Annotated in this window: 25 protein-coding genes; 8 read left to right on the forward strand and 17 right to left on the reverse strand. The window is 61.0% G+C overall.

The window, feature by feature from the left end; all coding sequences use genetic code 11:
• Positions 1 to 60: 60 nt before the first annotated feature.
• On the reverse strand, positions 61 to 534 hold the full coding sequence (locus TRM7557_RS01895) for a GatB/YqeY domain-containing protein (protein WP_058288514.1): 474 nt from the start codon (positions 532 to 534) through the stop codon (positions 61 to 63).
• A 197-nt stretch (positions 535 to 731) separates the two neighbouring features.
• On the opposite strand from TRM7557_RS01895, the gene carA reads away from it, so the two are divergent.
• On the forward strand, positions 732 to 1,895 hold the full coding sequence (carA, locus tag TRM7557_RS01900) for a glutamine-hydrolyzing carbamoyl-phosphate synthase small subunit (protein WP_058288913.1): 1,164 nt from the start codon (positions 732 to 734) through the stop codon (positions 1,893 to 1,895).
• A 128-nt stretch (positions 1,896 to 2,023) separates the two neighbouring features.
• Positions 2,024 to 3,925: a glycosyltransferase gene (locus tag TRM7557_RS01905; RefSeq protein ID WP_082626482.1), complete on the forward strand. Its 1,902-nt coding sequence runs from the start codon at positions 2,024 to 2,026 to the stop codon at positions 3,923 to 3,925.
• A 5-nt stretch (positions 3,926 to 3,930) separates the two neighbouring features.
• Here the strand turns inward: TRM7557_RS01905 and TRM7557_RS01910 are convergent, their stop codons facing one another.
• Positions 3,931 to 4,587, reverse strand: a complete 657-nt coding sequence (locus TRM7557_RS01910) for a GntR family transcriptional regulator (RefSeq protein ID WP_058288515.1) — start codon at positions 4,585 to 4,587, stop codon at positions 3,931 to 3,933.
• A 122-nt stretch (positions 4,588 to 4,709) separates the two neighbouring features.
• Between TRM7557_RS01910 and TRM7557_RS01915 the strand changes: the two genes are divergently transcribed.
• From TRM7557_RS01915 to TRM7557_RS01925, 3 genes are all read left to right on the forward strand, one after another.
• Entirely contained in the window at positions 4,710 to 5,366 is a 657-nt protein-coding gene (locus TRM7557_RS01915; RefSeq protein WP_058288516.1) for a pyrimidine 5'-nucleotidase, read from the forward strand.
• A gap of 83 nt (positions 5,367 to 5,449) precedes the next feature.
• Positions 5,450 to 5,698, forward strand: a complete 249-nt coding sequence (locus TRM7557_RS01920) for a hypothetical protein (protein WP_207382609.1) — start codon at positions 5,450 to 5,452, stop codon at positions 5,696 to 5,698.
• 89 nt (positions 5,699 to 5,787) lie between these two features.
• Entirely contained in the window at positions 5,788 to 6,996 is a 1,209-nt protein-coding gene (locus TRM7557_RS01925; RefSeq protein WP_058288518.1) for a UbiH/UbiF family hydroxylase, read from the forward strand.
• An 86-nt stretch (positions 6,997 to 7,082) separates the two neighbouring features.
• Here the strand turns inward: TRM7557_RS01925 and TRM7557_RS01930 are convergent, their stop codons facing one another.
• From TRM7557_RS01930 to TRM7557_RS01940, 3 genes are all read right to left on the reverse strand, one after another.
• On the reverse strand, positions 7,083 to 8,207 hold the full coding sequence (locus TRM7557_RS01930; protein WP_058288519.1) for an aminotransferase class V-fold PLP-dependent enzyme: 1,125 nt from the start codon (positions 8,205 to 8,207) through the stop codon (positions 7,083 to 7,085).
• Positions 8,208 to 8,308: 101 nt separating this feature from the next.
• Positions 8,309 to 8,770: an Lrp/AsnC family transcriptional regulator gene (locus tag TRM7557_RS01935; RefSeq protein ID WP_058288520.1), complete on the reverse strand. Its 462-nt coding sequence runs from the start codon at positions 8,768 to 8,770 to the stop codon at positions 8,309 to 8,311.
• Positions 8,767 to 9,222, reverse strand: coding sequence for an Lrp/AsnC family transcriptional regulator (locus TRM7557_RS01940; protein WP_058288521.1), 456 nt, complete (start codon positions 9,220 to 9,222; stop codon positions 8,767 to 8,769). The genes TRM7557_RS01935 and TRM7557_RS01940 overlap by 4 nt, the downstream gene beginning before the upstream one ends.
• A gap of 131 nt (positions 9,223 to 9,353) precedes the next feature.
• On the opposite strand from TRM7557_RS01940, the gene ilvC reads away from it, so the two are divergent.
• Positions 9,354 to 10,376, forward strand: a complete 1,023-nt coding sequence (gene ilvC, locus TRM7557_RS01945; protein ID WP_058288522.1) for a ketol-acid reductoisomerase — start codon at positions 9,354 to 9,356, stop codon at positions 10,374 to 10,376.
• A 175-nt stretch (positions 10,377 to 10,551) separates the two neighbouring features.
• Here the strand turns inward: ilvC and glmM are convergent, their stop codons facing one another.
• The 7 genes from glmM to TRM7557_RS01980 form a co-directional block, all read right to left on the reverse strand.
• On the reverse strand, positions 10,552 to 11,895 hold the full coding sequence (glmM, locus tag TRM7557_RS01950; RefSeq protein WP_058288523.1) for a phosphoglucosamine mutase: 1,344 nt from the start codon (positions 11,893 to 11,895) through the stop codon (positions 10,552 to 10,554).
• A gap of 53 nt (positions 11,896 to 11,948) precedes the next feature.
• Positions 11,949 to 12,944, reverse strand: coding sequence for a dihydropteroate synthase (folP, locus tag TRM7557_RS01955; RefSeq protein ID WP_058288524.1), 996 nt, complete (start codon positions 12,942 to 12,944; stop codon positions 11,949 to 11,951).
• On the reverse strand, positions 12,941 to 13,891 hold the full coding sequence (locus TRM7557_RS01960; RefSeq protein ID WP_058288525.1) for a dihydroneopterin aldolase: 951 nt from the start codon (positions 13,889 to 13,891) through the stop codon (positions 12,941 to 12,943). The genes folP and TRM7557_RS01960 overlap by 4 nt, the downstream gene beginning before the upstream one ends.
• A gap of 138 nt (positions 13,892 to 14,029) precedes the next feature.
• Entirely contained in the window at positions 14,030 to 14,662 is a 633-nt protein-coding gene (locus tag TRM7557_RS01965; protein WP_235811376.1) for a cell wall hydrolase, read from the reverse strand.
• Between the two features lie 188 nt (positions 14,663 to 14,850).
• Positions 14,851 to 17,406, reverse strand: a complete 2,556-nt coding sequence (locus tag TRM7557_RS01970) for a putative PEP-binding protein (RefSeq protein WP_058288915.1) — start codon at positions 17,404 to 17,406, stop codon at positions 14,851 to 14,853.
• A gap of 153 nt (positions 17,407 to 17,559) precedes the next feature.
• Positions 17,560 to 19,623, reverse strand: a complete 2,064-nt coding sequence (gene glyS, locus TRM7557_RS01975; protein WP_058288527.1) for a glycine--tRNA ligase subunit beta — start codon at positions 19,621 to 19,623, stop codon at positions 17,560 to 17,562.
• Positions 19,624 to 19,753: 130 nt separating this feature from the next.
• Positions 19,754 to 20,281, reverse strand: coding sequence for a DUF6446 family protein (locus TRM7557_RS01980; protein WP_058288528.1), 528 nt, complete (start codon positions 20,279 to 20,281; stop codon positions 19,754 to 19,756).
• A 119-nt stretch (positions 20,282 to 20,400) separates the two neighbouring features.
• Here TRM7557_RS01980 and TRM7557_RS01985 point away from each other — a divergent pair, with 119 nt between their 5' ends.
• Positions 20,401 to 21,036, forward strand: coding sequence for a MarC family protein (locus tag TRM7557_RS01985; RefSeq protein ID WP_058288529.1), 636 nt, complete (start codon positions 20,401 to 20,403; stop codon positions 21,034 to 21,036).
• A gap of 26 nt (positions 21,037 to 21,062) precedes the next feature.
• Here the strand turns inward: TRM7557_RS01985 and TRM7557_RS01990 are convergent, their stop codons facing one another.
• Positions 21,063 to 22,001, reverse strand: coding sequence for a glycine--tRNA ligase subunit alpha (locus TRM7557_RS01990; protein ID WP_058288530.1), 939 nt, complete (start codon positions 21,999 to 22,001; stop codon positions 21,063 to 21,065).
• A 156-nt stretch (positions 22,002 to 22,157) separates the two neighbouring features.
• Positions 22,158 to 22,631: a hypothetical protein gene (locus TRM7557_RS01995; RefSeq protein WP_058288531.1), complete on the reverse strand. Its 474-nt coding sequence runs from the start codon at positions 22,629 to 22,631 to the stop codon at positions 22,158 to 22,160.
• A gap of 320 nt (positions 22,632 to 22,951) precedes the next feature.
• On the opposite strand from TRM7557_RS01995, the gene TRM7557_RS02000 reads away from it, so the two are divergent.
• Positions 22,952 to 24,709 carry a serine protease gene (locus TRM7557_RS02000; RefSeq protein WP_058288532.1) on the forward strand — a complete coding sequence of 586 codons (1,758 nt, stop codon included), beginning with the start codon at positions 22,952 to 22,954 and terminating at the stop codon, positions 24,707 to 24,709.
• A 78-nt stretch (positions 24,710 to 24,787) separates the two neighbouring features.
• On the opposite strand, the gene rpiB is transcribed toward TRM7557_RS02000, so the two are convergent.
• The 3 genes from rpiB to TRM7557_RS02015 all read right to left on the reverse strand — a co-directional run bounded on the left by rpiB (position 24,788) and on the right by TRM7557_RS02015 (position 26,560).
• Positions 24,788 to 25,237: a ribose 5-phosphate isomerase B gene (gene rpiB / locus TRM7557_RS02005; protein WP_058288533.1), complete on the reverse strand. Its 450-nt coding sequence runs from the start codon at positions 25,235 to 25,237 to the stop codon at positions 24,788 to 24,790.
• A gap of 134 nt (positions 25,238 to 25,371) precedes the next feature.
• Positions 25,372 to 26,013, reverse strand: coding sequence for an SDR family oxidoreductase (locus tag TRM7557_RS02010; RefSeq protein WP_058288534.1), 642 nt, complete (start codon positions 26,011 to 26,013; stop codon positions 25,372 to 25,374).
• Between the two features lie 13 nt (positions 26,014 to 26,026).
• A complete protein-coding gene (locus tag TRM7557_RS02015) occupies positions 26,027 to 26,560 on the reverse strand; it encodes a DUF1178 family protein (RefSeq protein WP_058288535.1) in 534 nt (177 codons plus the stop codon).
• Positions 26,561 to 26,594: the final 34 nt, after the last annotated feature.

Consider the following 26,594-nt stretch of genomic DNA (forward strand, 5'->3'; position numbering starts at 1 on the left):
AAAAAGGGCCCGACTGGCGGGCCCCTTTCCTTATTCAATCTGCGGTGGCTTTGGCCCCGCTTAGGCGTCTTTGGCCGTACACAGTTCGGATTTCACCAAACCGCCCACTTTGCCAAAGTCCATCTGGCCGGTGTACTTCTCTTTCAGCGCGCCCATGACTTTGCCCATGTCGCGGATCGATTCGGCCCCCGTTTCAGAGACGGCCTCTTTGATCGCGGCTTCAACTTCGTCATCGCTCAGCTGCTTGGGCAGGAACTCTTCGATAATCGAAATCTCGCCCAGTTCGCGCTCAGCGAGATCAAGGCGGCCGCCTTCCTCGTAAGCGCGTGCGCTTTCTTTGCGCTGTTTGGTCATTTTGCCCATAATGGCAAGGATATCGGCGTCACCAATCACGGTGTCCTCGCCTGCGCCACGGGCCGCAATTTCGCGGTCTTTGATGGCGGCATTGATCAGGCGAAGGGTGGCAAGACGGCTTGCGTCCTTGTCTTTCATCGCCTGTTTGAGGGCCGTGTTGACCCGGGTTCGCGTGTCCATGTGTTCTCGTCGTCCAAGTGGATCCAGAAAGCGCAGGGTTACAGAAAACCCTTTACCATTTCAACCCAACCAAATCGGGGCGCGGCGATATGCATATCTGCCTCCCACAACCCGCAACAACGCCCCGAACAACGCTTGACCAGAAACCGTGCGCCCCTTAAACACCCATGAATTTTGCCCGCATGGAGAGTCGCGTCATGGCTGAGACCGCCCAAATGAAGCCCACCGCCTGTCTGGCCCTTGCTGATGGCACCGTTTTTTACGGTCACGGCTTTGGCGCAACCGGTCAATGTGTCGCCGAGCTGTGCTTTAACACCGCGATGACCGGATATCAGGAAATCATGACAGACCCGTCTTATGCGGGCCAGATCGTGACTTTCACTTTCCCGCATATCGGCAACGTTGGCGTGACCCCGGAAGACGACGAAACCGGTGATCCCGTCGCTGCTGGCATGGTTGTCAAATGGGACCCGACACAATCCTCCAACTGGCGCGCCACCGAAGAACTGAAAGCCTGGCTCACCCGCACCGGCCGCATCGCCATCGGCGGCATTGACACCCGCCGCCTGACCCGTGCGATCCGCCAGCAGGGCGCGCCGCATGTGGCGCTGGCCCACGATCCCGAAGGCAACTTCGACATTGAGGCGCTGGTGGCAGAAGCCCGCGCCTGGCCCGGTCTTGAAGGCATGGACCTCGCCAAAGAGGTCACCTGCGCGCAATCCTATCGCTGGGACGAAATGCGTTGGGCCTGGCCCGAAGGCTACACCAAGCAGGATGCGCCCGCGCATAAGGTTGTTGCCATCGACTATGGCGCCAAGCGCAATATCCTGCGCTGCTTGGCCTCTGCGGGCTGTGACGTCACCGTCCTGCCGGCGACAGCCACCGCAGAAGAGGTTCTGGCCCATAATCCCGATGGCGTGTTCCTGTCCAACGGTCCGGGCGACCCGGCCGCGACTGGTGAATATGCGGTGCCGATGATCAAATCCATCCTCGGCGATACCGACCTGCCGGTCTTTGGCATCTGCCTGGGCCACCAGATGCTGGCGCTGGCCCTGGGGGCCAAGACCATCAAGATGAACCACGGCCACCACGGTGCGAACCACCCGGTGAAGGAAAACAACACCGGCAAGGTCGAGATCACCTCGATGAACCACGGCTTTGCGGTTGATGCGCAATCCCTGCCCGAGGGCGTGGAAGAAACCCACGTTTCGCTGTTCGACGGTTCGAACTGTGGTATCGCCATGTCCGGCCGCCCGGTGTTTTCAGTGCAGCACCACCCGGAAGCAAGCCCGGGTCCGCAGGACAGCTTCTACCTGTTTGAACGCTTTGCCGACGCCATGGCGACCCGCAAAGCCTCCTGAACTGGCTGATCTGGACGACGTTTACACACGCCCCTGCGCCCATCGCGCGGGGGCGTTTCTTATGAAGCCTTTGCGGGCTTATGCGCGATTGACTTAGGAGAACGGAGAAACCCTGCTAGCCCTAGAGCATGGCCAGCAAGGTATCGAACATCCGTGCCACTCACGGACCGCGCGCGCGGATCCTCTATCGCCATCGTCCGGAGGCCCCCACCCCCGGCACGCCGACCTCTTTTGACACACCGCCGTCACCGCTTGGGCCGCGCGGAAAACAGCACTCTATTGCCGCAGATGCGCTGCACGAAGACCATCTGCGCAATATTCAACGCTTGAAAAAACTGCGCGCCGACGCGGTGGATCGTGTGCTGCGAAAACCCGCGCGCGACACGGTCGGCCATCTGCATCAGGGCCGCCCTTTGGTGCCCACGCGGGGGCCGCTGACCGATGTACTGGCCAAATACCCGCCACAATTCTGGCTGCGCCACACGGCCCTGCCCTTTGACCGGCTGGGCCGAACAGCCCTGGTGTTGGTGGCCGACCCGGCCGTGCTGCCCAGCCTGCAAGAGGCCCTAAAAGACGATTTCGACACGCTATTGCCCGTCATGGCCGCAGCCGATGTTATAGAAAAGCACCTCTTGGCCCAGTTCGACCCAGAGCTGACCAAAGACGCCAGCCAATCTGTCCCGGCTGTCGAAAGCTGCCGCAGCTTTGACCCAACGGCTGCGCGCCCCTTGGCCTTTGCCTGCCTCGGCTTGCTGATCACCCTGTGTTTCGTCGCCCCAGCCTTTCTGGCGACGCTTGCCTCTGGCTTTGCCCTGATTGGGCTGCTTATGTTCACTGCTCTGCGCGCGACCGGGCTGATTGGTCAGTTCCGGCCGCCCCGCCTCAAACCCGTTGCCCTGCCCTCCGAAGTGTTGCCGCGTATTTCGATGCTGGTGCCGCTGTTTCGCGAGGCCGAGATTGGCCGCCACCTTCTGCGCAGGCTCTGCCGCCTCAGCTATCCACGCGACCGGCTGGAAGTTTTGCTGGTGGTCGAAGAGGACGACCAGATCACCCAAGACGCCATACGCCTGGCGGACCTGCCCGATTGGTTCAGGGTGGTCGAAGTACCGGGTTACGGCGCGCTCAAGACCAAGCCCCGCGCGATGAACTATGCGCTGAATTTCTGCCGGGGCGATATTATTGGGGTCTGGGATGCAGAAGACGCGCCAGAGCCTCACCAGCTGCACCGCGTGGCCCATCATTTTGCCACCGCTCCACCCGAAGTCGTCTGCCTGCAAGGGGTGCTGGACTACTACAACTGCGATCACAATTGGATCTCGCGCTGTTTCACGCTGGAATATGCCGGCTGGTTCCGGGTGCTGATGCAAGGTCTTGCGCGGCTGCGTCTGGTGCTGCCGCTGGGTGGTACCACTATGTTCATCCGCCGCAATGCGCTGGAACAGCTTGGCGCATGGGATGCCCATAATGTGACCGAGGACGCCGATCTGGGGGTGCGCATTGCCCGCCGCGGGCTGCGCACCGAAATGGTTGCCGTCACCACCTATGAAGAAGCCAACAGCCGCGTCATCCCCTGGATCAAGCAGCGCTCGCGCTGGCTGAAGGGATTTATGATGACCTATCTGGTGCATATGCGCCATCCCCGCCGTCTGTGGCGCGAATTGGGACCCCGGCGTTTTCTCGGGTTTCAGGCGTTTTTCCTCGGCACTATTGGTCAGTCGCTGATGGGTCCGGTGTTATGGAGCTTCTGGCTGATTGTGCTGGGGCTGGGTCATCCCGCATCGGCCTATGTGCCGCCCGCGATTTTGCATTTCAGCGCAACCGCGCTGATCCTGTTCGAGGCGCTTAGCATTTCCATCTGGATTGCCGGGGCACGGGCATCAGGACGGGGGTATCTGGCGTGGAATGCGCCCCTGATGCCGCTTTATTTCCTGATGTCCTGCGCGGCAGCCCTAAAGGCGCTTTACGAGGTTTTTGCCGCGCCGTTTTTCTGGGACAAGACACAGCATGGCGACCATGGCGGTGCCGAATAGGGCTGTCAGCTATTCGTCGCGCGCCCGTCGGCGTCTTGTTTCAGGCGGGTCGTGAAGGCAACCGAGATATGGTCTTTCAACGCCTGCCCTGCTGCGGCTTCGTCCCGGTTGGCAATGGCTGCCACAATCGCCTTATGTTCGTCCTGCGCGATCTTACCACGCCCCTCAGCCGCCAACGACGTGGTCGCCATCAGCGCCATGGAGCGGTGCACCAGATCCAGCTGCTGCACCAGATAGCGGTTGTGCGAGGCCAAATGGATCTGCTGGTGAAAGCGGCGGTTCGCCTTGGCCAGCTCTACCGGGTCGTCAATCAGCGCATCATCGGCGGCGACCATGTCATGCAGCACCTGCACCTCTTCTGCGGTGGCGTGGCGGGCGGCAAGGCTGGCCGCAAGACCCTCGAGCTCGCGGCGCACCACATAAAGTTCAGCCATCTGATTGTGATCCAGCGACGCCACGATCAACGACCGGCCATCGCGTTCCAGCAGGGACTGAGTTTCCAGCCGCTGCAGCGCCTCGCGGATCGGCGTGCGCGACACCCCAAAACGATCGGCCAGATCGCTTTCGACCAAACGATCGCCCGGCTTGAACATGCCCACATCGATCGCGTCAAGGATCAGGGAATAGGCGTCTTTATGCGAAGGGCTGCGGGACTGGCTCATGTCGGCTCCGGATTTCGTCGATCCCCTTTCCTACCTGCCCAAAGCCACTGCAATCAACCCATCGGGACGCTCCGGCTGCGGAAATCATTGCAAAGGGGCCGTCTGCGGCCTAAGTGCAAGCTATGGTGAAACAAAGCTTCTCTCATGTGCGTCACTGGGTGTTCGACCTCGACAATACCCTCTACCACCCTTCCGCCCGGCTGTTCGATCAGATCGAGGCGAAGATGAACGCCTATATGGTGGCGGAGTTGAACCTGACCGAGGCCGAAGCCAGCACCCTGCGCGCCGATTATTGGCGCAACCATGGCACCACGCTGGCGGGGTTGATGGAAGTCCACCAGATCGACCCAGACCCGTTCCTGTTGGATGTCCATGACATCGACCTCGCGCATCTGGAGGAAGACGCCGCACTGGCCGCGGCCATCGCCGCCCTGCCCGGCAAAAAGATCGTCTACACCAATGGCACCGCGCCCTACGCGGCCCGGGTTCTGGAAGCGCGCGGGCTGGACGGGTTGTTTGACAGCATCTGGGGGGTGGAACACGCAGGCTACCGCCCAAAACCGGAAGCCGCAGCCTTTGAAACCGTCTTTGCCAAAGCAGGGATAGATGGATCTGTTGGCGCCATGTTCGAAGACGACCCCCGCAACCTCGCGGTGCCCCATGCGATGGGAATGAAAACCGTCCATGTGGCGGACGAACCCCACACCGGCGAACACGCAGGCGATCACGTGCATCACCACACGGATGTGCTGGCACAGTTTTTACAGGCATTGAGCTGATCTGCGGCGGTAGGACGCATCCACCTCAAATACCGGCCATCCTATATCCTTCATAAAGGATGAATGTTTATAGGAACCCCGTTTTGACCGCCTATACCCTGCCCCCGCGCCTGTCCCTGTCCCAGCGCCTGCTGTTTGCCGTGCCCGTCTTGGGCCGTATGGCAAAAGAGGTCACATATGGCGATGCGGACAATATCTACTATGCGCTTGCCAGTTTTGTCAGCGCCTGGGGCTGTGCGATCCTGTTGTTTGGCCTGCCGGGTCTTTATATTCCGGCACTGTGCCTGGTGCCGGTGGTGATGGGTTTGCTGATCGCAGTCTCGCGCGGCTAAGACCCTTGGGTGAGTGACAGGATGTCACTTGTCTTTCCCGTCCGCCGCGCTCTATGTCATTGACGAAACGTGACGAAAGGGCGGGCGCGATGACAACGACCGGGACCACAAGCTGCGACATCCTGATTTCCGGTGGCGGAATTGCAGGGCTCACGGCGGCTGCAACCTTTGCCGCCAATGGGTTTTCGGTGATCTGCGTCGACCCAAGCGCGCCTGTGACCGAACGCAATGCGCAAGGGTCTGATCTGCGCACCACGGCCTTTCTGCAACCCGCCAAAGCCCTGCTCGAAGCAGCTGGCATCTGGACACGCCTGGCGCCCTATGCCGCGCCGCTGCAGATCATGCGCATTATTGATGCCGGCGGCGCAGAGCCCAAACCCCGCGTGGTGCGCGAATTCAATGCCACCGAGATCTCGGAGCTGCCCTTTGGCTGGAACCTGCCGAATTGGTTGTTGCGCCGTGAACTGCTGGCGCGTCTGGGCGAACTGCCGAATGCGACGTTCCGCGCAGGCGTCGGCACCAAGTCCCTGTTCACCCGCACGCAGGAAGCGCGCGTCACGCTGACCGATGGCACAAAGGTTTCCTGTCGGCTGGTGCTGGCCTGTGACGGGCGCAGCTCCCCCATGCGAGATGCCGCAGGCATCAGCGTTAAGACCACCCGCTATGGCCAGAAAGCGCTGGCCTTTGCGGTCACACATCCAAAGCCGCACGAAAATGTCTCGACCGAGATCCACCGCTCGGGTGGGCCGTTCACTTTGGTCCCGTTGCCCGATCTTGAAGGGCAACATTCGTCGGCGATTGTCTGGATGGAGCGTTCGGCCAATGCCGACGCGCTTGCGGCACTGGATGAGGCGGCATTTGAAGCGGCTATGAACGAACGGTCCTGCGAAGTACTCGGGCCGATGAAGCTGGCGTCGCGCCGCACGCTCTGGCCGATCATTGCCCAAAGCGCCGCGCGCCTGAGCGGCGAACGCGTGGCCCTTATGGCGGAGGCTGCCCATGTTGTGCCGCCCATTGGGGCGCAGGGGCTGAATATGTCACTGGCAGATCTTGGCACCCTGCTGGAGCTGGCCACAGCCCGCCCCGAGGGCTTGGGCGATGAAGTGATGCTAGAGGCTTACCACCGCGCCAGACACAACGACATTGGCCTGCGCGTTGCGGGTATTGATGCCTTGAACCGGGCCTCCATGATCGAAGCCCGCCCCCTGCGCGACATGCGTGCGGCGGGTTTGGCCGCCCTGTATTCCCTGCCGCAGGTGCGGCGGATGCTGATGCAGATGGGGCTGGGGGTGCGCTAAGAAAAAGGCCCTTTCCCATCGGGAAAGGGCCTGCCTCCGGCGGGAGTATTTTTCGCCAAAAGAAGCTGCGGTTGGCGTTGCAGCCGTCAGAGAACCTGATCGACCGCCGCTTTCAGGCGCGCGAGGGTTTCATCGACGTCATAGAGTTTGTCGAGCCCAAAGAGACCCAAACGGAAGGTTTTAAACGCATCCCCTTCGTCACAGGCCAACGGTACGCCTGCGGCAATCTGCATGCCAAGTGCTGCGAACTTCTTGCCGTTTTGCACTTCAGGGTCCGAGGTGTAGCTGACCACGACGCCCGGTGCGCCAAAACCTTCGGCGGCAACCGAAGTCACACCTTTGACTGCCAGCATCTCGCGGACGCCATTGCCGAGCTTCCATTGCGCTTCGCGCAGGCGTTCAAAGCCGTAGTCACGCGTCTCGGCCATTGTGTCGCGGAACGCGCGCAGCGCATCCGTCGGCATGGTGGCGTGATAGGCATGACCGCCGTTCAGATAGGCCTGCATGATCGCATGCCACTGCTTGAGGTTGATGGCAAAACTGTCAGAGGTGGTCTCTTCCAGACGGGCCAGCGCCCGGTCCGACATCATCACCAAGCCAGCCGACGGGGAGGCCGACCAGCCCTTTTGCGGCGCAGAGATCAGCACATCAACGCCGGTGGCTTTCATGTCGATCCAGGCACAGCCCGAGGCGATACAGTCCAGCACCATCAGCGCGCCGACCTCATGCGCGGCCTCGGCCATGGCGGTTACATAGTCGTCGGGCAGGATCACACCTGCCGAGGTTTCCACATGCGGGGCAAAAACGATCTGCGGTTTCTGGTCGCGAATGGTCGCAACGACCTCTTCGATCGGGGCGGGGGCAAAGGGGCTGCCGACCGCATTGCCGGTTGGGCGCGCTTTCAGAACGGTGGCGGATTTGGTAAAGCCCCCGGCCTCAAAGATCTGGGACCAGCGATAGGAGAACCACCCATTGCGCACCACCAGCGCATCCTGGTCGCGGGCGAACTGGCGCGCCACGGCCTCCATCGCGAAGGTGCCGCCGCCCGGCACCAATGCGGTGGCAGAGGCGCTGTAGACCTCTTTCAGCATGCCATCAATGTCGCGCATCACAGTCTGGAACGCCTGCGACATGTGGTTCAAAGAGCGGTCGGTAAAGACCACAGAAAATTCATCAAGACCGGTGGGATCAACAGTATCAAGCAGGGCCATGGGACGTTCCTTCAGGGGAGTTTGCCCATGTTCTTGCAGAGCAATCTTCGCCACTCAAGAGAAATTCATCAGGTCAGTTTCAGGATTTTCCTGAAGAACTGCTAGGCCGCGCCCAGCGGTCCGGGACGACGTTCGTCCGACAAGAGCACGTTGGCATCCACATTGCCGACCCCCGGCAGGGTCATGATCCGGCGGCGCAGGACGCGCTCAAAGTCAGAAATATCGCGCGCCACCACCCGCAGACGATAATCATAGAGACCCAGCACATGTTCAATGCTCTGGACTTCGGGGATGGCGGTCACGGCGCGTTCGAAATCTTCAAGGCTCAGCCGCCCTTTGGTCGCAAGCTTCACACCAAGAAACACAGTTACCCCAAAGCCGAGCTTCTCTGCATCTAGTTCCAGACGCCGACCGGTGATAATGCCCGCCTCTTCCAGCCGCTTGATCCGGCGCCACGTGGCAGGCTGTGACAGTCCCAGTTCCCGCCCTAATGCGCCTGCCGATTGGCTTGCGTCCGTGGAGAGCGCACGCAGCAAGGCAAAGTCGAGATCATCCAGACTCATATCGGCAAACCTTTGTTCGCCTTGATCCGCGCCACATGGGTCAGGGCCTCGATGTCGGCCATATGCGGCAGATAGAGGATCTTTTCGCGGTAGATGGATTGATAGTGCCGCATGTCCCGCGCGATCAGCGACAGGCGCACGTCCACCTGACCGAGGAAGGTCTGGATCTCCAGCACTTCGGGGATCTGCCGCGCGGCTGGGATAAATTCGTCAAAGGCGCGCGGGTTTGTCTTGTCCAGCGTCACGCGCAGGCTGACTTCGACTGCATAGCCCAAGGCCTGCCAATCGATCACCGCGCGGGACCCGCGCAGCACGCCCCCCTCCCGCAGTTTCTCCAGCCGCCGCGACAGGCGCGAGGCAGTCAGGCCCAGATGATCGGCCAGATCAGGAATCGACCGGGCCGGATCAGCCTGCAGATTGCGAAGTATGCGTCGGTCGAGGTCATCAAGCATGATTGAAAGCATAAATGTCAAATTCACGAATGACCATTGCGAATTTTCGCGAATTTATGCGCGCATCCCGGTCGATTTCGCGCGCCCACCCCGTATGATGCCCGTCAAACGCAACCCGAAAGGACAGATCCATGCGCGTATACTACGACCGCGATTGCGACGTGAACCTCATCAAAGAGAAAAAAGTAGCCATCCTGGGCTACGGCTCCCAAGGCCACGCACACGCCCTGAACCTGCGCGATTCTGGCGCAAAGAACCTCGTCATCGCGCTGCGCGACGGCTCCCCTTCCGCGAAAAAAGCCGAAGCCGAAGGCTTGGCAGTAATGGGCATCGCCGAAGCGGCCGCATGGTGTGACGTCATCATGTTCACCATGCCCGATGAGCTTCAGGCAGAGACCTACAAGAAATACGTCCACGACAACATCAAGCCGGGTGCCGCGATTGCATTCGCACACGGCCTGAACGTGCATTTCGGCCTGATCGAGCCGAAAGAAGGCGTCGACGTGATCATGATGGCGCCGAAAGGCCCGGGTCACACCGTGCGCGGCGAATACACCAAAGGCGGCGGCGTGCCCTGCCTGGTGGCTATCGACCGTGACGCATCCGGCTCCGCGCTGGAAACCGCGCTGTCTTACTGCTCCGCCATCGGTGGCGGCCGCTCCGGCATCATCGAGACCAACTTCCGCGAAGAATGCGAAACCGACCTCTTCGGTGAACAAGCGGTTCTGTGCGGCGGTATCGTCGAACTGATCCGTTGCGGCTTTGAAACTCTGGTTGAAGCGGGCTATGCGCCGGAAATGGCCTACTTCGAGTGTCTGCACGAAACCAAGCTGATCGTGGACCTGATCTACGAAGGCGGCATCGCGAACATGGACTACTCCATCTCCAACACCGCGGAGTATGGCCAGTACGTCACCGGCCCGCGCATCCTGCCCTACGAGCAGACCAAGAAAGCGATGAAAGAAACTCTGCAGGACATCCAGTCCGGCAAGTTCGTGCGCGACTTCATGCTGGAAAACGCTGTGGGTCAGCCGACCATCAAAGCGTCCCGCCGTGCAAACGACGAGCACCAGATCGAACAGGTTGGCGCAAAACTGCGCGAAATGATGCCCTGGATCTCCGAAGGCAAAATGGTCGACAAAGCGAAAAACTAATCGGTCTTTGATTTGCAATCAGGAGGCGGGGTCGACTTTGTCGGCCCCGTTTTCTTTTGTCCGTTTTCTTGATCTGTTCAAAACGCAGATCGCAAAGCGCAACAGAAAACGCGCCGGGCCAAAGGCCCGGCGCGCTGGTCGTCCCCGAAGGGGGCGAAATTCCTCAGGGCTTGGGTCAGGCGGTCGCCGCCTCAACTGCCGCCACAACATCGGCCACAGTGGTTTGCAACAGGCCCGCATCCTCGCATTCCGCCATCACGCGGATCAGCGGTTCGGTGCCGGATTTGCGAATGAGCAGACGCCCCTGCCCCACCAGCGCGCGCTCGGCGGTCTCAATAGCGGATTGCACCTGATCGCTCTCCAGCGGGGTTTGGCCTGCGGCGTAGCGGACGTTCTGCAACAGCTGCGGCACCGGCTGGAACTGCTGCGCAAGAGTTGATGCCTTCTGGCCTGTGCGCACCATTTCGCCCAGGAAATGCAGGCCCGCCATCAGACCGTCGCCGGTGGTGGCAAAATCGCTCATGACAATGTGGCCAGACTGTTCCCCGCCAAGGTTGAACCCACCTTGGCGCATCCGTTCCACGACATAGCGGTCGCCGACCGAGGTCCGCTCCAGACCCAGTCCCTTGCCCTCAAGGAAGCGTTCGAGCCCAAGGTTCGACATCACGGTCGCCACCAGCGCATCGCCTGCCAGACGCCCGTCATTGGCCCAGGTCGCCGCCAACAGAGCCATCAGCTGGTCACCATCGGCAACCTGCCCGGTTTCGTCGATCATGATCACCCGGTCCGCATCGCCATCCAGACAGATGCCCACATGGGCGCCATGGGCCACGACGGTTTCCGCTGCGACCGCAGGCTGGGTCGAGCCACAGCCGCGGTTGATATTGGTGCCATCGGGCGACACACCCACCGGGATCACCTCGGCGCCAAGCTCCCAAAGGATTTCTGGCGCGGCGCGGTGGGCGGCGCCATTGGCGCAGTCAATCACCACCTTCAGCCCGTCCAGACGCAGATCACGCGGCAGGGAGCCCTTCACCCGCTCCCCATAGCGGAAGCGCGCATCGTCGATCCGCTTGGCACGACCAATGTTTTGGGATTGCGCAGGCTCAACGCCGGCCTCAATCAGGGCTTCAATTTCGATCTCGGCCTGATCCGACAGCTTGTAGCCATCGGGGCCAAAGAACTTGATCCCATTGTCGTCGGCGGGGTTGTGGCTGGCGGAAATCATCACGCCCAGATCCGCGCGCATGGAGCGGGTCATCAGCCCCACAGCCGGTGTTGGCACTGGGCCAAGCAGCAGCACATTCATGCCGGTGGATGTGAGCCCCGCCGTCAGTGCGTTTTCAAACATATAGCCAGACAGCCGCGTATCCTTGCCGATCACAACCCGATGTCCAGCCGAAGCATCGCGGCGGAAATAGCGCCCCACGGCGGCGCCAATGCGCAGCGCCATATCGGCGGTCATAGGATGGATATTGGCTGTGCCGCGGACACCATCGGTGCCAAAAAGCTTACGCATTTGCTCGTCCCTTGCCGGTTCTTGTCTCTCCGGCGGTTCGCGTGCCGGTGCGATTACAGAAGGGCCTTCCACAGGCGCAGCGCCTGGGCGGTCTCGGCCACATCATGCACCCGTAGCATTTGCACGCCTTGTGCCAGACCTGCAAGCCCTACCGCAATCGATCCCGGCGCACGTGCGCCCGCGTCAGGTGCTTGGCCAATATCACCAATGAACCGTTTGCGCGACACGCCCAGCAGGATCGGACAGCCAATACCGTGAAACAGGCTGAGGTTCTTCAGCAGCGTCAGATTATGCGCCTGCGTTTTGCCAAAGCCGATGCCCGGATCAATCATGATCTGTTCACGCAGGATGCCAATCGCTTCAAGCTGGTCCACCTGCGCCGACAGGAAATCATAGACGTCGAGCAGCACATTGTCATAGCTCGGTTCATCCTGCATGGTCGCGGGGTCACCTTGGGCATGCATAATACAGACCGGCACGCCCGCCTGTGCGGCCAAGGGCGCAAGTGCGGCGTCGAAGGTAAAGCCCGAGACATCATTGATCAGGCTTGCGCCCACCTCGAGCCCTTCCATCGCCACCGTCGCCTTGCGGGTATCAAGAGAAATCGCAACCGAGCTTTTGTCGCGCAGCGCCGCAATCACCGGGGCGGTGCGGGCGATTTCCTCGAGTTCCTCTACGGTTTCTGCGCCCGGACGGGTGGATTCGCCGCCAATATCAATGATCGAGGCGCCATCCGCGATCATCTTCTGCGCCGCCGCGATCGCGGCGGTCTCGGTATCGTGTTTGCCACCATCCGAGAAACTGTCCGGGGTGACATTCAGAATGCCCATGATGTGCTGCTGGGTCATATCCAGACCCGCAATCGCGGCGCGACGCCCGGTCAGGCGCAGTTTCAGATCCTCGGGCAACAGCCCCGCAGGCACCACCCGCGGCGGTGCGCCCCTGTCCAAAATCTCCACCTCGGTGAACCACAATGCTCCACCAACCAAATGCAGCGCGCCTTCGGGGCGGGCTTCTCCGTGACGAACCAGGGGACGGTAATAGCTCACAGGTCTTTCTGCTCCTCAGAGATGCTGCGCAGGGTCAGGCCCGGTGCCTCGGGCAGATCCGCGCCAATGACGGTCAGTTGCTTGGCCCCGAGCCAATCTGCAAACCACGCGGCAAGGGCCACGGGCTCAGCAGGCGGCGTGGCCTGAGCGTCCGTGGAATCTAGCACAATCTTCGTCGGTGCCCAGACGCAAATCTGGCCATTCTTAATGGCCCAGTCGAGTTCGGTGCGGGTTTCAACCACCGCACAGCGGTCGTCCTGCGCCGCCAGAACCCAAGCGTTTTGTTCTGTGGCCAGAAGGGAGATATGCTTTTGGCTCCGGGGGGTTGCCGCTGTCGGCTGGACCAGATCATGAGGCCCCACACAAAGCACCAGCGGCGCATCCCCCGCAAGCTGATCAATCCATGCGCTCAGATTGCCCGAGGCAACAGCAGCATTTGACAGATAAACAAGCTGCGGCAGTGGGCCTGTGGCAACCTCTGCCTGTGTCGCCAACTGATCTGCGGCGCGCACGATCTCGACACCCAGCACATAGGGACCACGGTCCAGTTTCTCGATCCGGACAAAGACGCGTCGGGCCTGAGGTTCCAGCAGGATGCGGTCGGCAATGCGTTCCGCCAGCGTCTCCAACAGGTTCAGCCGCTCGGCTTCCAACTCATAAGTGATCGCTTCGGTCACTTTGTCATAGGACAGGATGCGGTCCACATCGTCGTCCAGGTCCGCCGGCAGGGCGGCGATCTCGACCACGACATTAAAACGCACCCGCTGGGTCACATCGCGTTCGGCCTGAAAAGCCCCGATTTCGACCTCGACCACATGATCGCGCACCATCAGCCGGTCCAGCGGCAGGGAGCTGGGATCATGGGGCACCGCACGCGCGCGGGCCTCGGGATGATCAAACGCCAGCGCAATTTCGCTTGGGGCGTCGGTTTTCGGATCTTGGGTCATGGCTTCAGGCCTTTATCTGGCGAGTGGCGTGCCGGGGTGCACTGGCTATCCCAGTCGACCCGAAGTAACAGCCTCAAAACCGCCGCACCAGATACAGAAAACGGCACGAGGGGGTCCTGCGTGCCGTTTTCGGGAAATTTAATTGTTCGACGCGGTGCGGTAACGCTCGTCACGATAGAACAGATGCACCCCATATCGCGCGGTGCGGGTAAAGCTGCGGGCCCAGCGCGGGTTCACAGCCGTGGTGTGATAGTAGGTCGCGCCCTGTGTCAGGTCTGTGGCCGCCCCATCGAGCGCCAGACGCGCCACTTTGGACACCCGCTCATAAGCGCGCGGCTCGCGGATGACCTCTTTGTGGCCATCGCAGGTATAGGTGAACTGGCACTGATACTTGCGGCCTGTGCCCTGATTGATCACACCGCAGACGGTGTCAGGGAACTGTTTGGAGGCCACGCGGTTCAGGATCACCTCGGCGACCGCAAACTGACCTTTGATGGTCTCGCCCCGGGCTTCAAAGTACAGCGCCTCAGCCAGACAGGCGAATTCGGACCCACCATCGGGCAGCGGGCGGGAATCGATCCAGCCTTTGGTGTATTCAACCTGGGTCGCCTTGGCTTTGCGCGCGCCATGAGACGATCCCAAAAAACGTTCCATCCGGTTCTTTGGCGCAGCCTGAAGCGTCGTCTGTTCCTGTTCGAACAGAGCGCCCAGATCGACATCCGCAGATGCCGCGCTTCCAAAACCAAGAGCCGCCATAACCGCGGCTGCCATCACCAAACATTTCATACGTGGATACCCCCATCCAATCTGCGTGCGGCAGGCAAGCCCGCCCCAAGCGACGGCACGAAGTAACGGATTTGTTCACAAACGTCTAGTCAACCCAGCTATGCGTTGGAACAAATGGGGAACGAGATACTCTGTGGCAGCCTGCTGCCGAGGGAGCAAAAACCCTGAAAACCTTAATTATTTGCGTATGTCGGCGAAATTTGGCCGGTTTTTTCCGCAATCGCCAATTGAGCCGCCGCAAGCCGCGCAACGGGCACCCGGAAGGGCGAACAAGAGACGTAATCAAAGCCAACCATCCGGCAAAAGGCAATTGATTCGGGGTTGCCGCCGTGTTCGCCGCAGATCGACAGAACCACATCCGGGCGCCCTTCGCGGCCGCGCTGAACCCCAAGCTGCAACAGCTCGCCCACGCCGTCCACATCCAGACGGTGGAACGGGTCTTCGGGGAAGACGCCTTTCTGCACATAGTCCGACATAAACCGCCCCGCATCATCGCGCGACAGACCATAGGTCATCTGCGTCAGGTCATTGGTGCCGAAACTCATGAACTCGGTGCTTTGTGCAATCTCGTCCGCGCGCAGGGCTGCACGCGGTGTTTCGACCATCACACCAAGGCGATAGCTGAAATCCTGCCCGCGTTCAGCCCGCACAGCCGCGGCCACAGCATCAATGCGGGCTTTGACCAGCTCGACCTCGCGTTTGGCAGAGACCAGCGGGATCATAATTTCCGGTTCCGTGCTGCTGGCCTCCAGCGAGGCCTCAAAGATTGCCCGCGCCTGCATGTCATAGATTTCAGGCACCGTAACGCCAAGGCGCACGCCGCGCAGACCCAGCATGGGGTTATACTCGCCCATTTCCTCAACCCGGCGGGTCACATCAGAAATCGGCAGGCCTAGGGCCTCGGCCAATTCCCGCTGTCCAGTCGTTGTTGTCGGCAGGAATTCATGCAGCGGCGGGTCAAACAGGCGGATACAGACCGGCAGGCCGCCCATGATCCGGAACAGCTCGCGGAAGTCATCGCGCTGCATCGGCAACAGACGCGCCAGAACCGCTGCCCGGCCTTCAGAGGTATCGGCAAAGATCATCTCACGCATCACAGTCAGACGACCGGGTTCAAAGAACATATGTTCCGTCCGGCACAGACCAATGCCCTGAGCATCAAATTTGCGCGCAGTGATCGCGTCTTCGGGCGTGTCGGCATTGGCGCGGATGCCAATATCGCGGGCCTCATCGGCCCAGGCCATCATCGTCTGGAACGCGTCATCCTGCGCCGCTTCCAGCATCTCTGGCTCGCCCAGCAGGATTTCTCCGGTCGAGCCATCCAAAGTCACCTGTGTGCCCGCAGAGACCACGCGCCCATCCGGCGCAATCAGCTGCTTGCGGCGCATATTGAACCGCAGGGACGACACGCCCACGATACAGGGCAGACCAAGCCCGCGACCAATCACCGCCGCATGAGACGTCATGCCGCCTTTTTCAGTCACAACCCCCACGGCCGCATGCATGCCGCGCACATCCTCGGGAGAGGTCTCGCGCCGGGCCAGAATGCAGGGTTCGCCGCGGGCGGCACTGGCCTGCGCCTCGGCTGCGGTAAAGACCAGTTTGCCACGCGCCGCACCGGGGCTGGCCGCGATCCCGCGCCCCAAAACGTCACGGGTGGCATCCGGGGCCACCTGTCGGTGCAGCAGTTCGTTCAGGGCATGGGCATCCACGCGCATCAAGGCTTCCTCTGCAGGGATCACACCATCTTCGGCCAGACGCACGGCGATTTTCACCGCCGCCCGGGCCGAACGTTGGATACGTACCCCATCCAGGATATGCACCTGATTGTTTTCAATCACAAATTCGACCTGCATTTCTTCGCGCAGACGCGCGCGCATCAGGGCGGCATGTCGGCTTAGATCCGCGAAGGCCTCTGGTGCCTCATCCTGCAACGACCGTCCCCGGTCATCTTGGGCAAGGAACATGGCTTCAACGCCACCGCCAAGCGCATCGCGCCCCTGCGACTGGCTGAGGTATCGTCCGGTGACCTGAGGCTCTCCGGTTTGGGAGTTGGCCAGCTGCATCACACCGGATCCGCATTCGCCCTGCCCCAGACCCAGCGCCATTTCCTGCACAATCAACCCAAGGCCTGCATCTGCGGGCGCCCCTTTGGCTTCGCGCAAGAGCCGTGCTGTGGTGCCTTCCCAAGCCCGCGCCATCGACCGCAGCACAGCCGCCAATTGCTCGCCCCGGTTTTGCGGGAAAGGTTCCTCGGCTTCGGCCTCATAGGCATGCAGAACCTCGGACAGCGCATCGGGGCCGCCGTCTTCGACATCCTCAAACACATCCGGGTCCAGTCGCGCCACATGCACCGCATAGGCCTGCACAAACCGCAGATAAAGCGCCGAGGCCGCTTCTTTGCCCAGCGTGTCGCTGAGGCTGACAAAACGGGCGTCGTTCATGCCAATGTTCAAAACCGCCCCCGGCCCCCCCCAGTCAGGGTCTTCGGACGAGGGGCGCACACAAAGGATGGCGTCTTCGGGAAATTCGGACAGGATTGCATCCAGATCCACCATTTCACCGGCTGCGATTGCATGAACCGCATCAAAAGACAGCGCCACCGTGCGCGGCACCGGCAGGTCCAGCCGCACCAGACGTTGCAGACATTTGGCCCGCCCGCCATGGGTCACCACCGCGATCGGGGCGGCCTGAGTGATCAACGTGGCTTGCGGGGTATCAGTGGTCATTTTCTGCACTGCAGCACCTTCCTTGTTGCCAAAGACAATAAAGCAGGCATCGCGACCCGCAAGGGGAAGAACCACTGCCGCAGATACAAAAGCGGCCTCCCAATTGGGAGGCCGCTGCCTTCGGCGAGAGTATTTTCGGCCAAAAGAAGGGGCTTAGCCCTCAATCTTGGTCAGATCGGCCACCTGGGTGCAGACTTTGCGGATCTGGGACAGCAGGTTCAAGCGGTTGCGGCGCACGATCTGATTGTCGGAATTGACCTGTACGGCCTCGAAAAACGCATCAACCGGTGCGCGTAGGGCTGCCATGCCGCCCATGGCTGCCGCGAAATCTTCGGCCTCGATGGCCGAGGAGATCGCCCCTTCGCTCGCTGCAAGCGCCGCGAAAAGCGCTTTTTCGCTGTCGTCTTCCAGAAACTTTTCGTCCGCCCCAAAGGAGTATTCGACCCCGTCCTTGTCTTCGGCCTGAGTCAGGATGTTGTTGGCGCGTTTGAAGCCCTGCAGCAGGTTTTCACCATCCTCAGATTTCATGAAATCTTCCAGCGCGCGGGCGCGTTTGACCAGCAGGGTCAGGTCGTCATTGCCGTCCATGGCAATGCAGGCGTCGATCACATCGTGGCGGATGCCTTGGTCGCGCAGGAACACCTTCAGACGGTCGTGGAAGAAGGACAGGAGGTTGTCGGCATCTGCACCGTCAAAGCCCTTGGCAAAGATCTCTTTCAGACCGACGCGTGCATTGTTTTCCAGAACAAGGCGGGTCACCCCCAGCGCCGCGCGGCGCAGCGCATATGGATCTTTGGAGCCTGTCGGTTTTTCGTCAATCGCCCAGAAGCCGGTCAGCGTGTCGATCTTGTCGGCCAGCGCCACCGCGACAGAGACCGGCTCGGACGGCACGTCATCAGATGGGCCGAGCGGCGAATAGTGCAGCTCGCAAGCGTTTGCGACCTCCTGCGGCAGGCCCGCTGCCTCGGCATAATAACGGCCCATCAGGCCCTGCAGTTCCGGGAACTCATAGACCATTTCAGAGGACAGATCCGCCTTTGCCACACGCGCAGCCTGTTCGGCCAGATCAGCGTCGGCGCCAACCACCGGCGCGATCTCGCGTGCCAGCGCGGCAATGCGATCAATGCGCGCGGCCTGCGTGCCGAGTTTATTGTGGAAGGTCACATTGCCCAGGTTTTGCACCCAAGCGGACATGCCGACCTCGGATTTTGCGGTGCGCAGATCGTTTTCCCAGAAGAATTTCGCATCCGCCAGACGGGCCGACAGAACCTTTTGGTTGCCCGCCAGAATTGTCGCGCCAGTGTCCGCGGTTTCGCGGTTCGCCACGGTGACAAAACGTTCGATCCGGCCGGTTTGCGGGTTCTTCACGGAAAAGAACTTCTGATGTTCTTTCATCGAGGTCTGCAGGACCTCGGGCGGCAGTTCAAGGAACTCCTCGTCGATGGCGCCCAGCAGGACCACCGGCCATTCGACCAGCCCAGCCACCTCGCGCAACAGGCCCTTGTCCTCAACCACTTCAAGACCCAGTGCGAAGGCTTGGTTTGTGGCGTCCTGCCAGATTGCTTCGGCGCGTTCCTCGGCGTTCAGCACAACAAAAGCGCGCTTCAGCTGGGTGGCGTAGTCTTCAAAACTGCGCACGGTGAGTTCAGCAGGCGCCATAAAGCGGTGCCCCTTGGTGGTATCGCCTGCTTTGATGCCTTCGATTTCAAACGGCACAACCTCGGTGCCCTCGTCCTTGGACAGGATGCACAGGATCGACTGCAGCGGGCGCACCCAACGCAGGGTGCCCGCCCCCCAGCGCATGGACTTCGGCCAGGGGAAGTTGCGGATCGTTGTATCCAGCACCTCGGCAATGATCTCGGCTGCCGGACGGCCGGGTTTCTCGATCGTGGCGAAATAGACATTGCCCTTCGGGGTTTCGCGCTCTTCTAGCTGCTCCATGGTCAGGCCAGCCCCACGCAGGAAGCCCTCAATGGCTTTTTCCGGCGCGCCCACTTTCGGGCCCTTGCGCTCTTCGCGCACGGTCGGGGAATGATCCAGCAGGCCGTCGATAGCCAGTGTCAGGCGGCGCGGTGTTGAGAAGGCTGCGGCACCGGCATAGGTCAGACCCGCCTCGACCAAACCATCGGTCATGCGCTTTTTCAGATCCTCGGCAGCCTGCGCTTGCATGCGGGCCGGGATTTCTTCGGAAAAGAGTTCAATCAGCAGGTCGGGCATCGGATGTCCTTAAGGTCTTTCCCCTGTTGCGGGGCCGGGAAACGGATCGTCGCAGCCTGCAGAACCGCAGTGGCGACGTGGAAAGGTGAATAGGTGATACCGCAGCACTGTCAAGCGCTGCGACTGGTGGTCAGTGGGTTTCGGGGCGTTCGGGGCAGACTTCCCCAACCACAGTGCCGTCATAGGCTTTCTTGCCGCAGTTGTTCAGCTCGTGCCAGACAAAGCCGCGCCCGTCATTGGTGATGGCCACAATCCGGTCGACGCCAAACTCAATGTTTTTTTGCCCCATAAAGGCGGTCGCCGAGCCGTCTTTCAGCGCGGCCCCCAAGGCGGCGGCATCAAAACAGTCAAACCACCCCGGTGCATTGCGCGGATCTTGGGTTTCGGACAGGGTGTACAGCTGCGCGAGTTCATCGGCGCGCAGCGTGGTTTCAAAACAGGCCCGGTAGCGGATGGGCGAACTGTCGGCATCGATGGCCTCGAATGCGGAATACTGGATCGCCTGCGGCGTCTCACGGCCCAGCGGCAGCAGCACCACATCCTGTCCGGGTCGCGCGTCGACCGATTGGTAGAAACCATAGACCTGCAGGTAATACATAGCCGCACCGGCCAGAAGACCGCTGAGGATCAGAATAACGGAGAGGAGTTTACCGGTCATGTGGCCCAGTCCTTGCCCAAGGCCCCGACACAGGGGCGAGATTTCATTTTGTCTGCACTGAACGATGGGGTAATCGGAAGAAAGTCACGTTTCCCAGCACGCCAGGAGGGCCTTTCGGGATGAACACAGACTTCGCCATTGCCATGTTCGGCGCGCTGTTTGCAGTGATGAACCCATTTGTGAACCTGCCGATCTTTCTGAGCCTCACGGCGGGTGCGGACCGCGGGGCCCAACGCAAGACGGCGGTGATGATCCTGATCTATACCGCGATCACCTGCGCGGTCGTCGCGGCGGCGGGATCGGCGATCCTGTCGTTCTTTGACATTTCGGTCGATGCCTTCCGCGTCGCAGGCGGGCTGGTGCTGATGCAGATCGGCCTGCATATGCTCAATGGCAACGACAGCTCTGCCCACCATGGGACCAAAACCGAACAGGCGGATCACCCGGCGGTGGAGAACATCGCCTTCTACCCGATGACCTTCCCAATGCTGGTTGGGCCCGGCACAATGACCACCCTGATCCTCTTTGCCCATAAGGCCAAGGATACGCTGGACTGGATTGCCTACGGGCTGTGTGTCGGCGCCGTGATTGGGGCGCTGGGTCTGGTGCTGTTCTTTGCGGGCGATATTGGCCGCCTGCTGACTGCCACCATGCGCACCATTATGACCCGGATCATGGGGATGATCCTGATGGCCATCGCAGTTGGCATGGTGGTTGCAGGGCTGAAAGCCCTGCTGCCAGGCCTCGCAACGTAACTGGCGACCTAACTGGTGGGTTAGGATCACGCCGCGTTTTCGCCTTTGAAGCCACCGGCCTCGGTCAGGACAAAGGCATCGGCGCATTGCTTGGCCAGCGCGCGGACGCGGCCAATATAGGCCTGACGTTCAGTGACCGAGATCACCCCACGCGCGTCCAGAAGGTTGAAGATATGGCTGGCCTTGATGCATTGGTCGTAAGCCGGGTGCGCCATGATAATGCGCTTGCCGGTTTTCGGATCCATATGCTCCTGCGCGAGGATCGCGGCACATTCGGCCTCGGCTTCCTCAAAATGGCGCAGCAGCACCTCGGTGTTGGCCACGTCAAAGTTCCAGCGCGCGTATTCTTCTTCGGTCTGTTTGAACACATCGCCATATTTCAGCGGGATCGGCGACTGCGGATCGTTGAAGGGCATGTCCATCACGTGATCAACGCCCAGAACATACATCGCCAGACGTTCCAGACCATAGGTCAGTTCGCCGGACACAGGGTGACAGTCATGGCCGCCGACCTGCTGGAAATAGGTGAACTGAGACACTTCCATACCGTCACACCAGACTTCCCAGCCCAGCCCCCAGGCCCCCAGTGTCGGGCTTTCCCAGTCGTCTTCGACAAAGCGGATGTCGTGCAGCTCCATATCGACGCCAATCGCCTGAAGCGAGCCGAGATACAGCTCTTGCAGATCCGGCGGGCTCGGTTTGATCAGCACCTGATACTGATAATAGTGCTGCAGACGATTGGGGTTTTCACCGTAACGGCCATCGGTCGGACGGCGCGAAGGCTGGACATAGGCCGCAGCCCAGGCGTTGGAACCAAGCGAACGCAACGTGGTCGCCGGGTGGAACGTGCCTGCACCCACTTCCATGTCATAGGGCTGCATAATGGCGCAGCCTTTGGACGCCCAATAGGTCTGAAGCCGCAGGATGATCTCCTGGAACGAGCGCGGAGCGGCGATGTTTGTCATGTCCTGTTCCTCTGGGAAACTCTTGTTCGCGAACTCAGCAGCGACGAGACGTCCCGACTTATGTCGCACGCCCCGCCCTGCGAGATGTATCACGCCTTCCTAGTAAAGCCCCCGCACAGGGTCAACCGGACATACGAGGGTTCGCCGGGCTCGGCCTTACGGCTGATAGGGCAGCGAAGAATGGTGCAGCACAATCCGCAGATCGCCTGCTGCGTCGCGTTTGTACCCAAAGCTCTTGTCAGCTTCGATCACTTTACCGTCCTTGTCGGTGAATTCCACGCGCCCCATCCAGATGGCGACATCACCTTGGGTAAAGGTGGCTTTGGTGTGAAACTCTGCGTTGCGCCAGCCCAGAATGCCAAAGCCTTGATCGCGCGTGTAGACATCGTCATGGCCGACAAAATAGGCCAAAGCGCCGTCGCGCGTGGGGCGGAACGTCTGGTCCCCACTGGCCAGGGTCGGCTTGAACAGAACCGGTCCGTCGCCATAGGCATAAAGCGCATCAATGGCTTCGCCTGCCAGGGCCCGCGCGGCATCAATACCTTCTGCTTCGTAAGTTTTTGACAAGGCAACCAAGGCATTGGCCCATGCGCCATAGGCTGCGGCCATATCTTGTTCGGTAATTGTCATTGCACGTTCTCCCGTCCCATTTGTGGTCCCAAAGCCAGCTTTTTGCTGATCGTGAATTTTCGTTAGCGGGCTGCATATGCGAAACCTTTCCATGTGTCGACGTTTTAACGCAAACAGTCCAAACGTACGTCCCCCAGTGCACCGCCGCGTGACCAAAGAGCCACGCCCGCACCGGAAGGCCACGAATGTGGTAAGTTCACCTTTACCTCTAAGGTATCATTGGGCAGAGCATCGTCGTTCACTCTCCCGGTTTAACACGCCCGGCACCTTGCCAAGTGACGCGACGGGACGAGACCCAATTTGTGACAGAGGTTATAACAATGAAGAAGCTGCTCGCCTCGTTTTTGCTGCTGCTGAGCCTGTTCGGCCTGAGCGCGCCTGCCATGGCACAGAACGCAGAAGGCGTCTGGATCCAGGTCGCCGCGCGCCCCTCTCTGACCGAAGCCGAAGCCGAGGCTCGCGCCTTTGCTGCGCGCCTTCCCGATGTGTCCGGCTATGCGCTTGGCGGTGGCTGGTACGGCATCGTGCTTGGCCCTTATGCGCGCCCGGATGCAGAACAGGTTCTGCAGGTCTATCGCACCGAAGGCCAGATCCCGCGCGACAGTTTCATTACCTTCACTGCCAACCTGCGGACCAAATTCTACCCGATTGGCAATGAACCGACCGCACCGGTTGCGCCCCCTCTGGCCCCCGTAGCCGAGCCCGCTCCAACAGTTGATCCCGCCGAAGAGCCCGCTGTCGTCGCCCTGCCCGATGAAACGCCGGCGCAGGCCCGTGCCAGCGAACGTGCTCTGACCCGCGAACAGCGCATGGAACTGCAGGTGGCCCTGAAAGCGGCTGGTTTTTACACCTCCACCATTGATGGCGCTTTTGGCCGCGGCACCCGTCGCTCTATGGGGGAATGGCAGACCGCCCGTGGCTATGAGGCCACCGGCATTCTGACCACCGCGCAACGCAAGGCGCTGATGGATGAATACAATGCGCCACTGATTTCCTCTGGCATGACCCAATACGTCGACGACCGTGCGGGCATTGCGCTGGAAATCCCGGCGAATTTTGTCACCTTTGATCGCTACGACGCACCGTTTGCGCACTTCAAAGGCACCGGCGAACTGGAGGGCGCGCAGCTTCTGCTGATCAGCCAGCCGGGTGAACGCCGCACCCTTTATGGCCTGTTCGAGATCATGCAGACGCTGGAGATCGTGCCGCTGGAAGGGCCGCGCAAACGCTCTGGCAACAGCTTCACACTGGAAGGTCGAAATGACCAGATTGTCTCCTACAGCGAAGCCACGCTTGCCAATGGCGAAATCAAAGGCTTTACCCTGATCTGGCCCGCCGGAGATGAGGCCCGCCGCGCCCGTGTTCTGGCGGCGATGCAGGCCTCTTTCCGCCGTCTGGACGGTGTGCTCGATGCAGACGCCGGTCTGGATACCGCACAAAGCGTGGATCTGATCTCGGGCCTTGAGGTGCGCAAACCGATCCTCAGCCGGTCTGGCTTCTTTCTGAACGATGCAGGTCTTGTCGCCACCTCTGCGGATGTTGTGGCAGGCTGTTCGCGCATCACGCTCGATCAGGATTTTGAAGCCGAAGTCGCCCTGACCGACCCGGCGCTTGGCCTGGCGATCCTGAAACCCGCCCAGAGCCTTGCGCCGATGGGGCATGCGGAACTGGCCAATACATCACCCGCGCTGCGCAGCGAACTGGCGGTATCCGGTTTCTCTTATGGTGGCGTCCTTGGCGCGCCGAGCCTGACCTGGGGCCAGCTGGATGCACTAAATGGCCTTGCCGGTGAAGACACCCTGGCCCGCCTGCAGCTGACCGCACAGGACGGTGACGCCGGTGGTCCGCTTCTGGATCGCGATGGTGCGGTTCAGGGCATGCTGCTGCCGGTGGAAAACGGCGCAACCACCCTGCCGCAAGGCGTGCGCTTCGCGCTGAAGGCCGATGCCATCCGCAGCGCGCTGACCAATGCAGGCTTTGCTGCCAACGGCGCAGATGCTCAAAGCACCCGCCTGCCCATCGCACAGCTGCAGCGCAAGGCCGACGGCCTGACCACATTGGTCAGCTGCTGGGAGTAACCCTCGCGATCACCGCAACAAAAAAGGCTCCCGAAGCGATCTTCGGGAGCCTTTTCTTTTGGTCGGCGGGTGCGGGGATTAGTCTTCGATCGCTGTGATCATATCCACGCGGGTGCCGTGACGGCCGCCTTCGAATTCGGTTGCAAGAAACGCATCCACAATCTCAAGCGCGAGGCCTTCGCCAATGACACGCGCGCCCATGGACAGCATCTGTGCGTTGTTATGGGCGCGGATCATCTTGGCAGAGAACACGTCGGAACAGACACCGCAACGGATGCCTTTGACCTTATTGGCCGCCATCATGATGCCCTGACCGGTGCCACAGATCAGGATGCCCAGATCCGCATCGCCCGCCGCGATCACCCGCGCCGCTTCTTCACCGTGTTTGGGGTAATGGGTACTCTCAGCAGTGTTGGGGCCAAGGTCAGTGACCTCAAAGCCCTTGTCAGCCACATATTGGGCAATGCGCTGACGCAGGCCGATGTCGGCGTGGTCGCTGGAAATCACGATACGTGTCTTGGAGGTCATGTGCTGTCACCCGGGTGCAGGATCTGCCGGACACGGCCCGACAGGAATGGATCGGAAAGGTTCGTCCCGTCCCTTACCCGGTTTCCGCGCCGACACCCAGTGCTTTCTGCAACCCTGTTGGCGCAAACCTGCGATCAATAGGCGTGGTCGTGGCCATCCCAGGTGCGAAAGCAACCGGTGGTCTCGGGCGACAGGGCGTCAAATTCCCGGATCAGCCCGGCGGCACAGTCTTGAACCGTGATCTCTGCCTCCTGACCGCCCATGTCGGTCTGCACCCAACCGGGGTGGTAAATGCCAACTGAAATACCTTCGGGGGCAAGATCGGTGGCCATATTGCGCCCGATATTCAGCGCCGCGGCCTTTGAAGCGCGGTACGCATAAGAGCCCCCCGGCGCCCGCTCATGACTGGCCATCTGGCTGGAAATGATGACGATTTTCGGATCATGTGACAACCGAAGGTTGGGCAGCATCGCCTGTACGGTCAAGAAAACACCGGTGACGTTGACCGCCAGTGACTTTGCCCAGACCTCGGCTGAATAATCGGCGATGCCCATGGCCTTGTCGATATAAACACCCGCATTGCAGATCAGCAGATCCACCGGTTCGCCCTTGATGCGCGCGGCAAAACGCGCCTGCTGGCCCGGGTCGGTCACATCCAGCTGCGTGCCCGACGAATGATCGCGCGAGGTGCCCGTGACCTCGTGGCCACCCTCTCGCATCTGTCGGGCCAGTTCCCGCCCAATGCCCCGGCTGGTTCCGGTAATGACAACATGCATGGGCGGGTCTCCTTCAGTTTGTCTTGCGACTGGGTAAAAACGGCAGAGGCATAACCGGCACGCCCTCTTCCAAGAGCGCGCGGGCCTCTTCGGGTTTGGCCTCCCCGTGGATGGCCCGTTCCGGGGCATCGCCCAGATGCATGGCGCGGGCTTCCTCGGCAAAATTGCCGCCGACATAGTCGGAATTGGCCTCAACCTGTTTGCGCAGCTCGGACACCGCGCGTTCCAGATCAGAATTTGGCGCACTCAGCGACGGGGTCGCGGGGGCTTGGGCTGGGATGGCAGCCGCCGCAGACACCGGGGTTGGCGTTTGCGCGGGAGTGGTGGTCGTTGCAGAAGGCGCTTCAGTCGGCGCGTCGCCCACCGAAGACACCGCCGAGCGCGCAGGGCGCACCCGCGGTGCCATGATCGCCTTTTCCACCGACGTGCTGCCGCAAACCGCACAGGTGACCATTCCGGCCGCAGCCAGCTTGTCGTAAGCGGAGGCCGACTGGAACCAGCTTTCAAAGCTGTGCCCTTCGGCGCATTTCAGTGCATAGCGTATCATTGTCAGTCTCTTATCAGTAAAGGCTGATTAAATC

Source organism: Tritonibacter multivorans, from assembly GCF_001458415.1.
Lineage (GTDB): Bacteria > Pseudomonadota > Alphaproteobacteria > Rhodobacterales > Rhodobacteraceae > Epibacterium > Epibacterium multivorans.

What these genes read in the sequence shown, in the direction of transcription:
- TRM7557_RS01895 (WP_058288514.1), bottom strand. Translation starts at nt 534, where the DNA reads ATGGACACGCGAACCCGGGTCAACACGGCCCTCAAACAGGCGATGAAA.
- carA (WP_058288913.1), top strand. Translation starts at nt 732, where the DNA reads ATGGCTGAGACCGCCCAAATGAAGCCCACCGCCTGTCTGGCCCTTGCT.
- TRM7557_RS01905 (WP_082626482.1), top strand. Translation starts at nt 2,024, where the DNA reads ATGGCCAGCAAGGTATCGAACATCCGTGCCACTCACGGACCGCGCGCG.
- TRM7557_RS01910 (WP_058288515.1), bottom strand. Translation starts at nt 4,587, where the DNA reads ATGAGCCAGTCCCGCAGCCCTTCGCATAAAGACGCCTATTCCCTGATC.
- TRM7557_RS01915 (WP_058288516.1), top strand. Translation starts at nt 4,710, where the DNA reads ATGGTGAAACAAAGCTTCTCTCATGTGCGTCACTGGGTGTTCGACCTC.
- TRM7557_RS01925 (WP_058288518.1), top strand. Translation starts at nt 5,788, where the DNA reads ATGACAACGACCGGGACCACAAGCTGCGACATCCTGATTTCCGGTGGC.
- TRM7557_RS01930 (WP_058288519.1), bottom strand. Translation starts at nt 8,207, where the DNA reads ATGGCCCTGCTTGATACTGTTGATCCCACCGGTCTTGATGAATTTTCT.
- TRM7557_RS01935 (WP_058288520.1), bottom strand. Translation starts at nt 8,770, where the DNA reads ATGAGTCTGGATGATCTCGACTTTGCCTTGCTGCGTGCGCTCTCCACG.
- TRM7557_RS01940 (WP_058288521.1), bottom strand. Translation starts at nt 9,222, where the DNA reads ATGCTTGATGACCTCGACCGACGCATACTTCGCAATCTGCAGGCTGAT.
- ilvC (WP_058288522.1), top strand. Translation starts at nt 9,354, where the DNA reads ATGCGCGTATACTACGACCGCGATTGCGACGTGAACCTCATCAAAGAG.
- glmM (WP_058288523.1), bottom strand. Translation starts at nt 11,895, where the DNA reads ATGCGTAAGCTTTTTGGCACCGATGGTGTCCGCGGCACAGCCAATATC.
- TRM7557_RS01960 (WP_058288525.1), bottom strand. Translation starts at nt 13,891, where the DNA reads ATGACCCAAGATCCGAAAACCGACGCCCCAAGCGAAATTGCGCTGGCG.
- TRM7557_RS01965 (WP_235811376.1), bottom strand. Translation starts at nt 14,662, where the DNA reads ATGGCAGCCGCGGTTATGGCGGCTCTTGGTTTTGGAAGCGCGGCATCT.
- TRM7557_RS01970 (WP_058288915.1), bottom strand. Translation starts at nt 17,406, where the DNA reads ATGACCACTGATACCCCGCAAGCCACGTTGATCACTCAGGCCGCCCCG.
- glyS (WP_058288527.1), bottom strand. Translation starts at nt 19,623, where the DNA reads ATGCCCGACCTGCTGATTGAACTCTTTTCCGAAGAAATCCCGGCCCGC.
- TRM7557_RS01980 (WP_058288528.1), bottom strand. Translation starts at nt 20,281, where the DNA reads ATGACCGGTAAACTCCTCTCCGTTATTCTGATCCTCAGCGGTCTTCTG.
- TRM7557_RS01985 (WP_058288529.1), top strand. Translation starts at nt 20,401, where the DNA reads ATGAACACAGACTTCGCCATTGCCATGTTCGGCGCGCTGTTTGCAGTG.
- TRM7557_RS01990 (WP_058288530.1), bottom strand. Translation starts at nt 22,001, where the DNA reads ATGACAAACATCGCCGCTCCGCGCTCGTTCCAGGAGATCATCCTGCGG.
- TRM7557_RS01995 (WP_058288531.1), bottom strand. Translation starts at nt 22,631, where the DNA reads ATGACAATTACCGAACAAGATATGGCCGCAGCCTATGGCGCATGGGCC.
- TRM7557_RS02000 (WP_058288532.1), top strand. Translation starts at nt 22,952, where the DNA reads ATGAAGAAGCTGCTCGCCTCGTTTTTGCTGCTGCTGAGCCTGTTCGGC.
- rpiB (WP_058288533.1), bottom strand. Translation starts at nt 25,237, where the DNA reads ATGACCTCCAAGACACGTATCGTGATTTCCAGCGACCACGCCGACATC.
- TRM7557_RS02010 (WP_058288534.1), bottom strand. Translation starts at nt 26,013, where the DNA reads ATGCATGTTGTCATTACCGGAACCAGCCGGGGCATTGGGCGGGAACTG.
- TRM7557_RS02015 (WP_058288535.1), bottom strand. Translation starts at nt 26,560, where the DNA reads ATGATACGCTATGCACTGAAATGCGCCGAAGGGCACAGCTTTGAAAGC.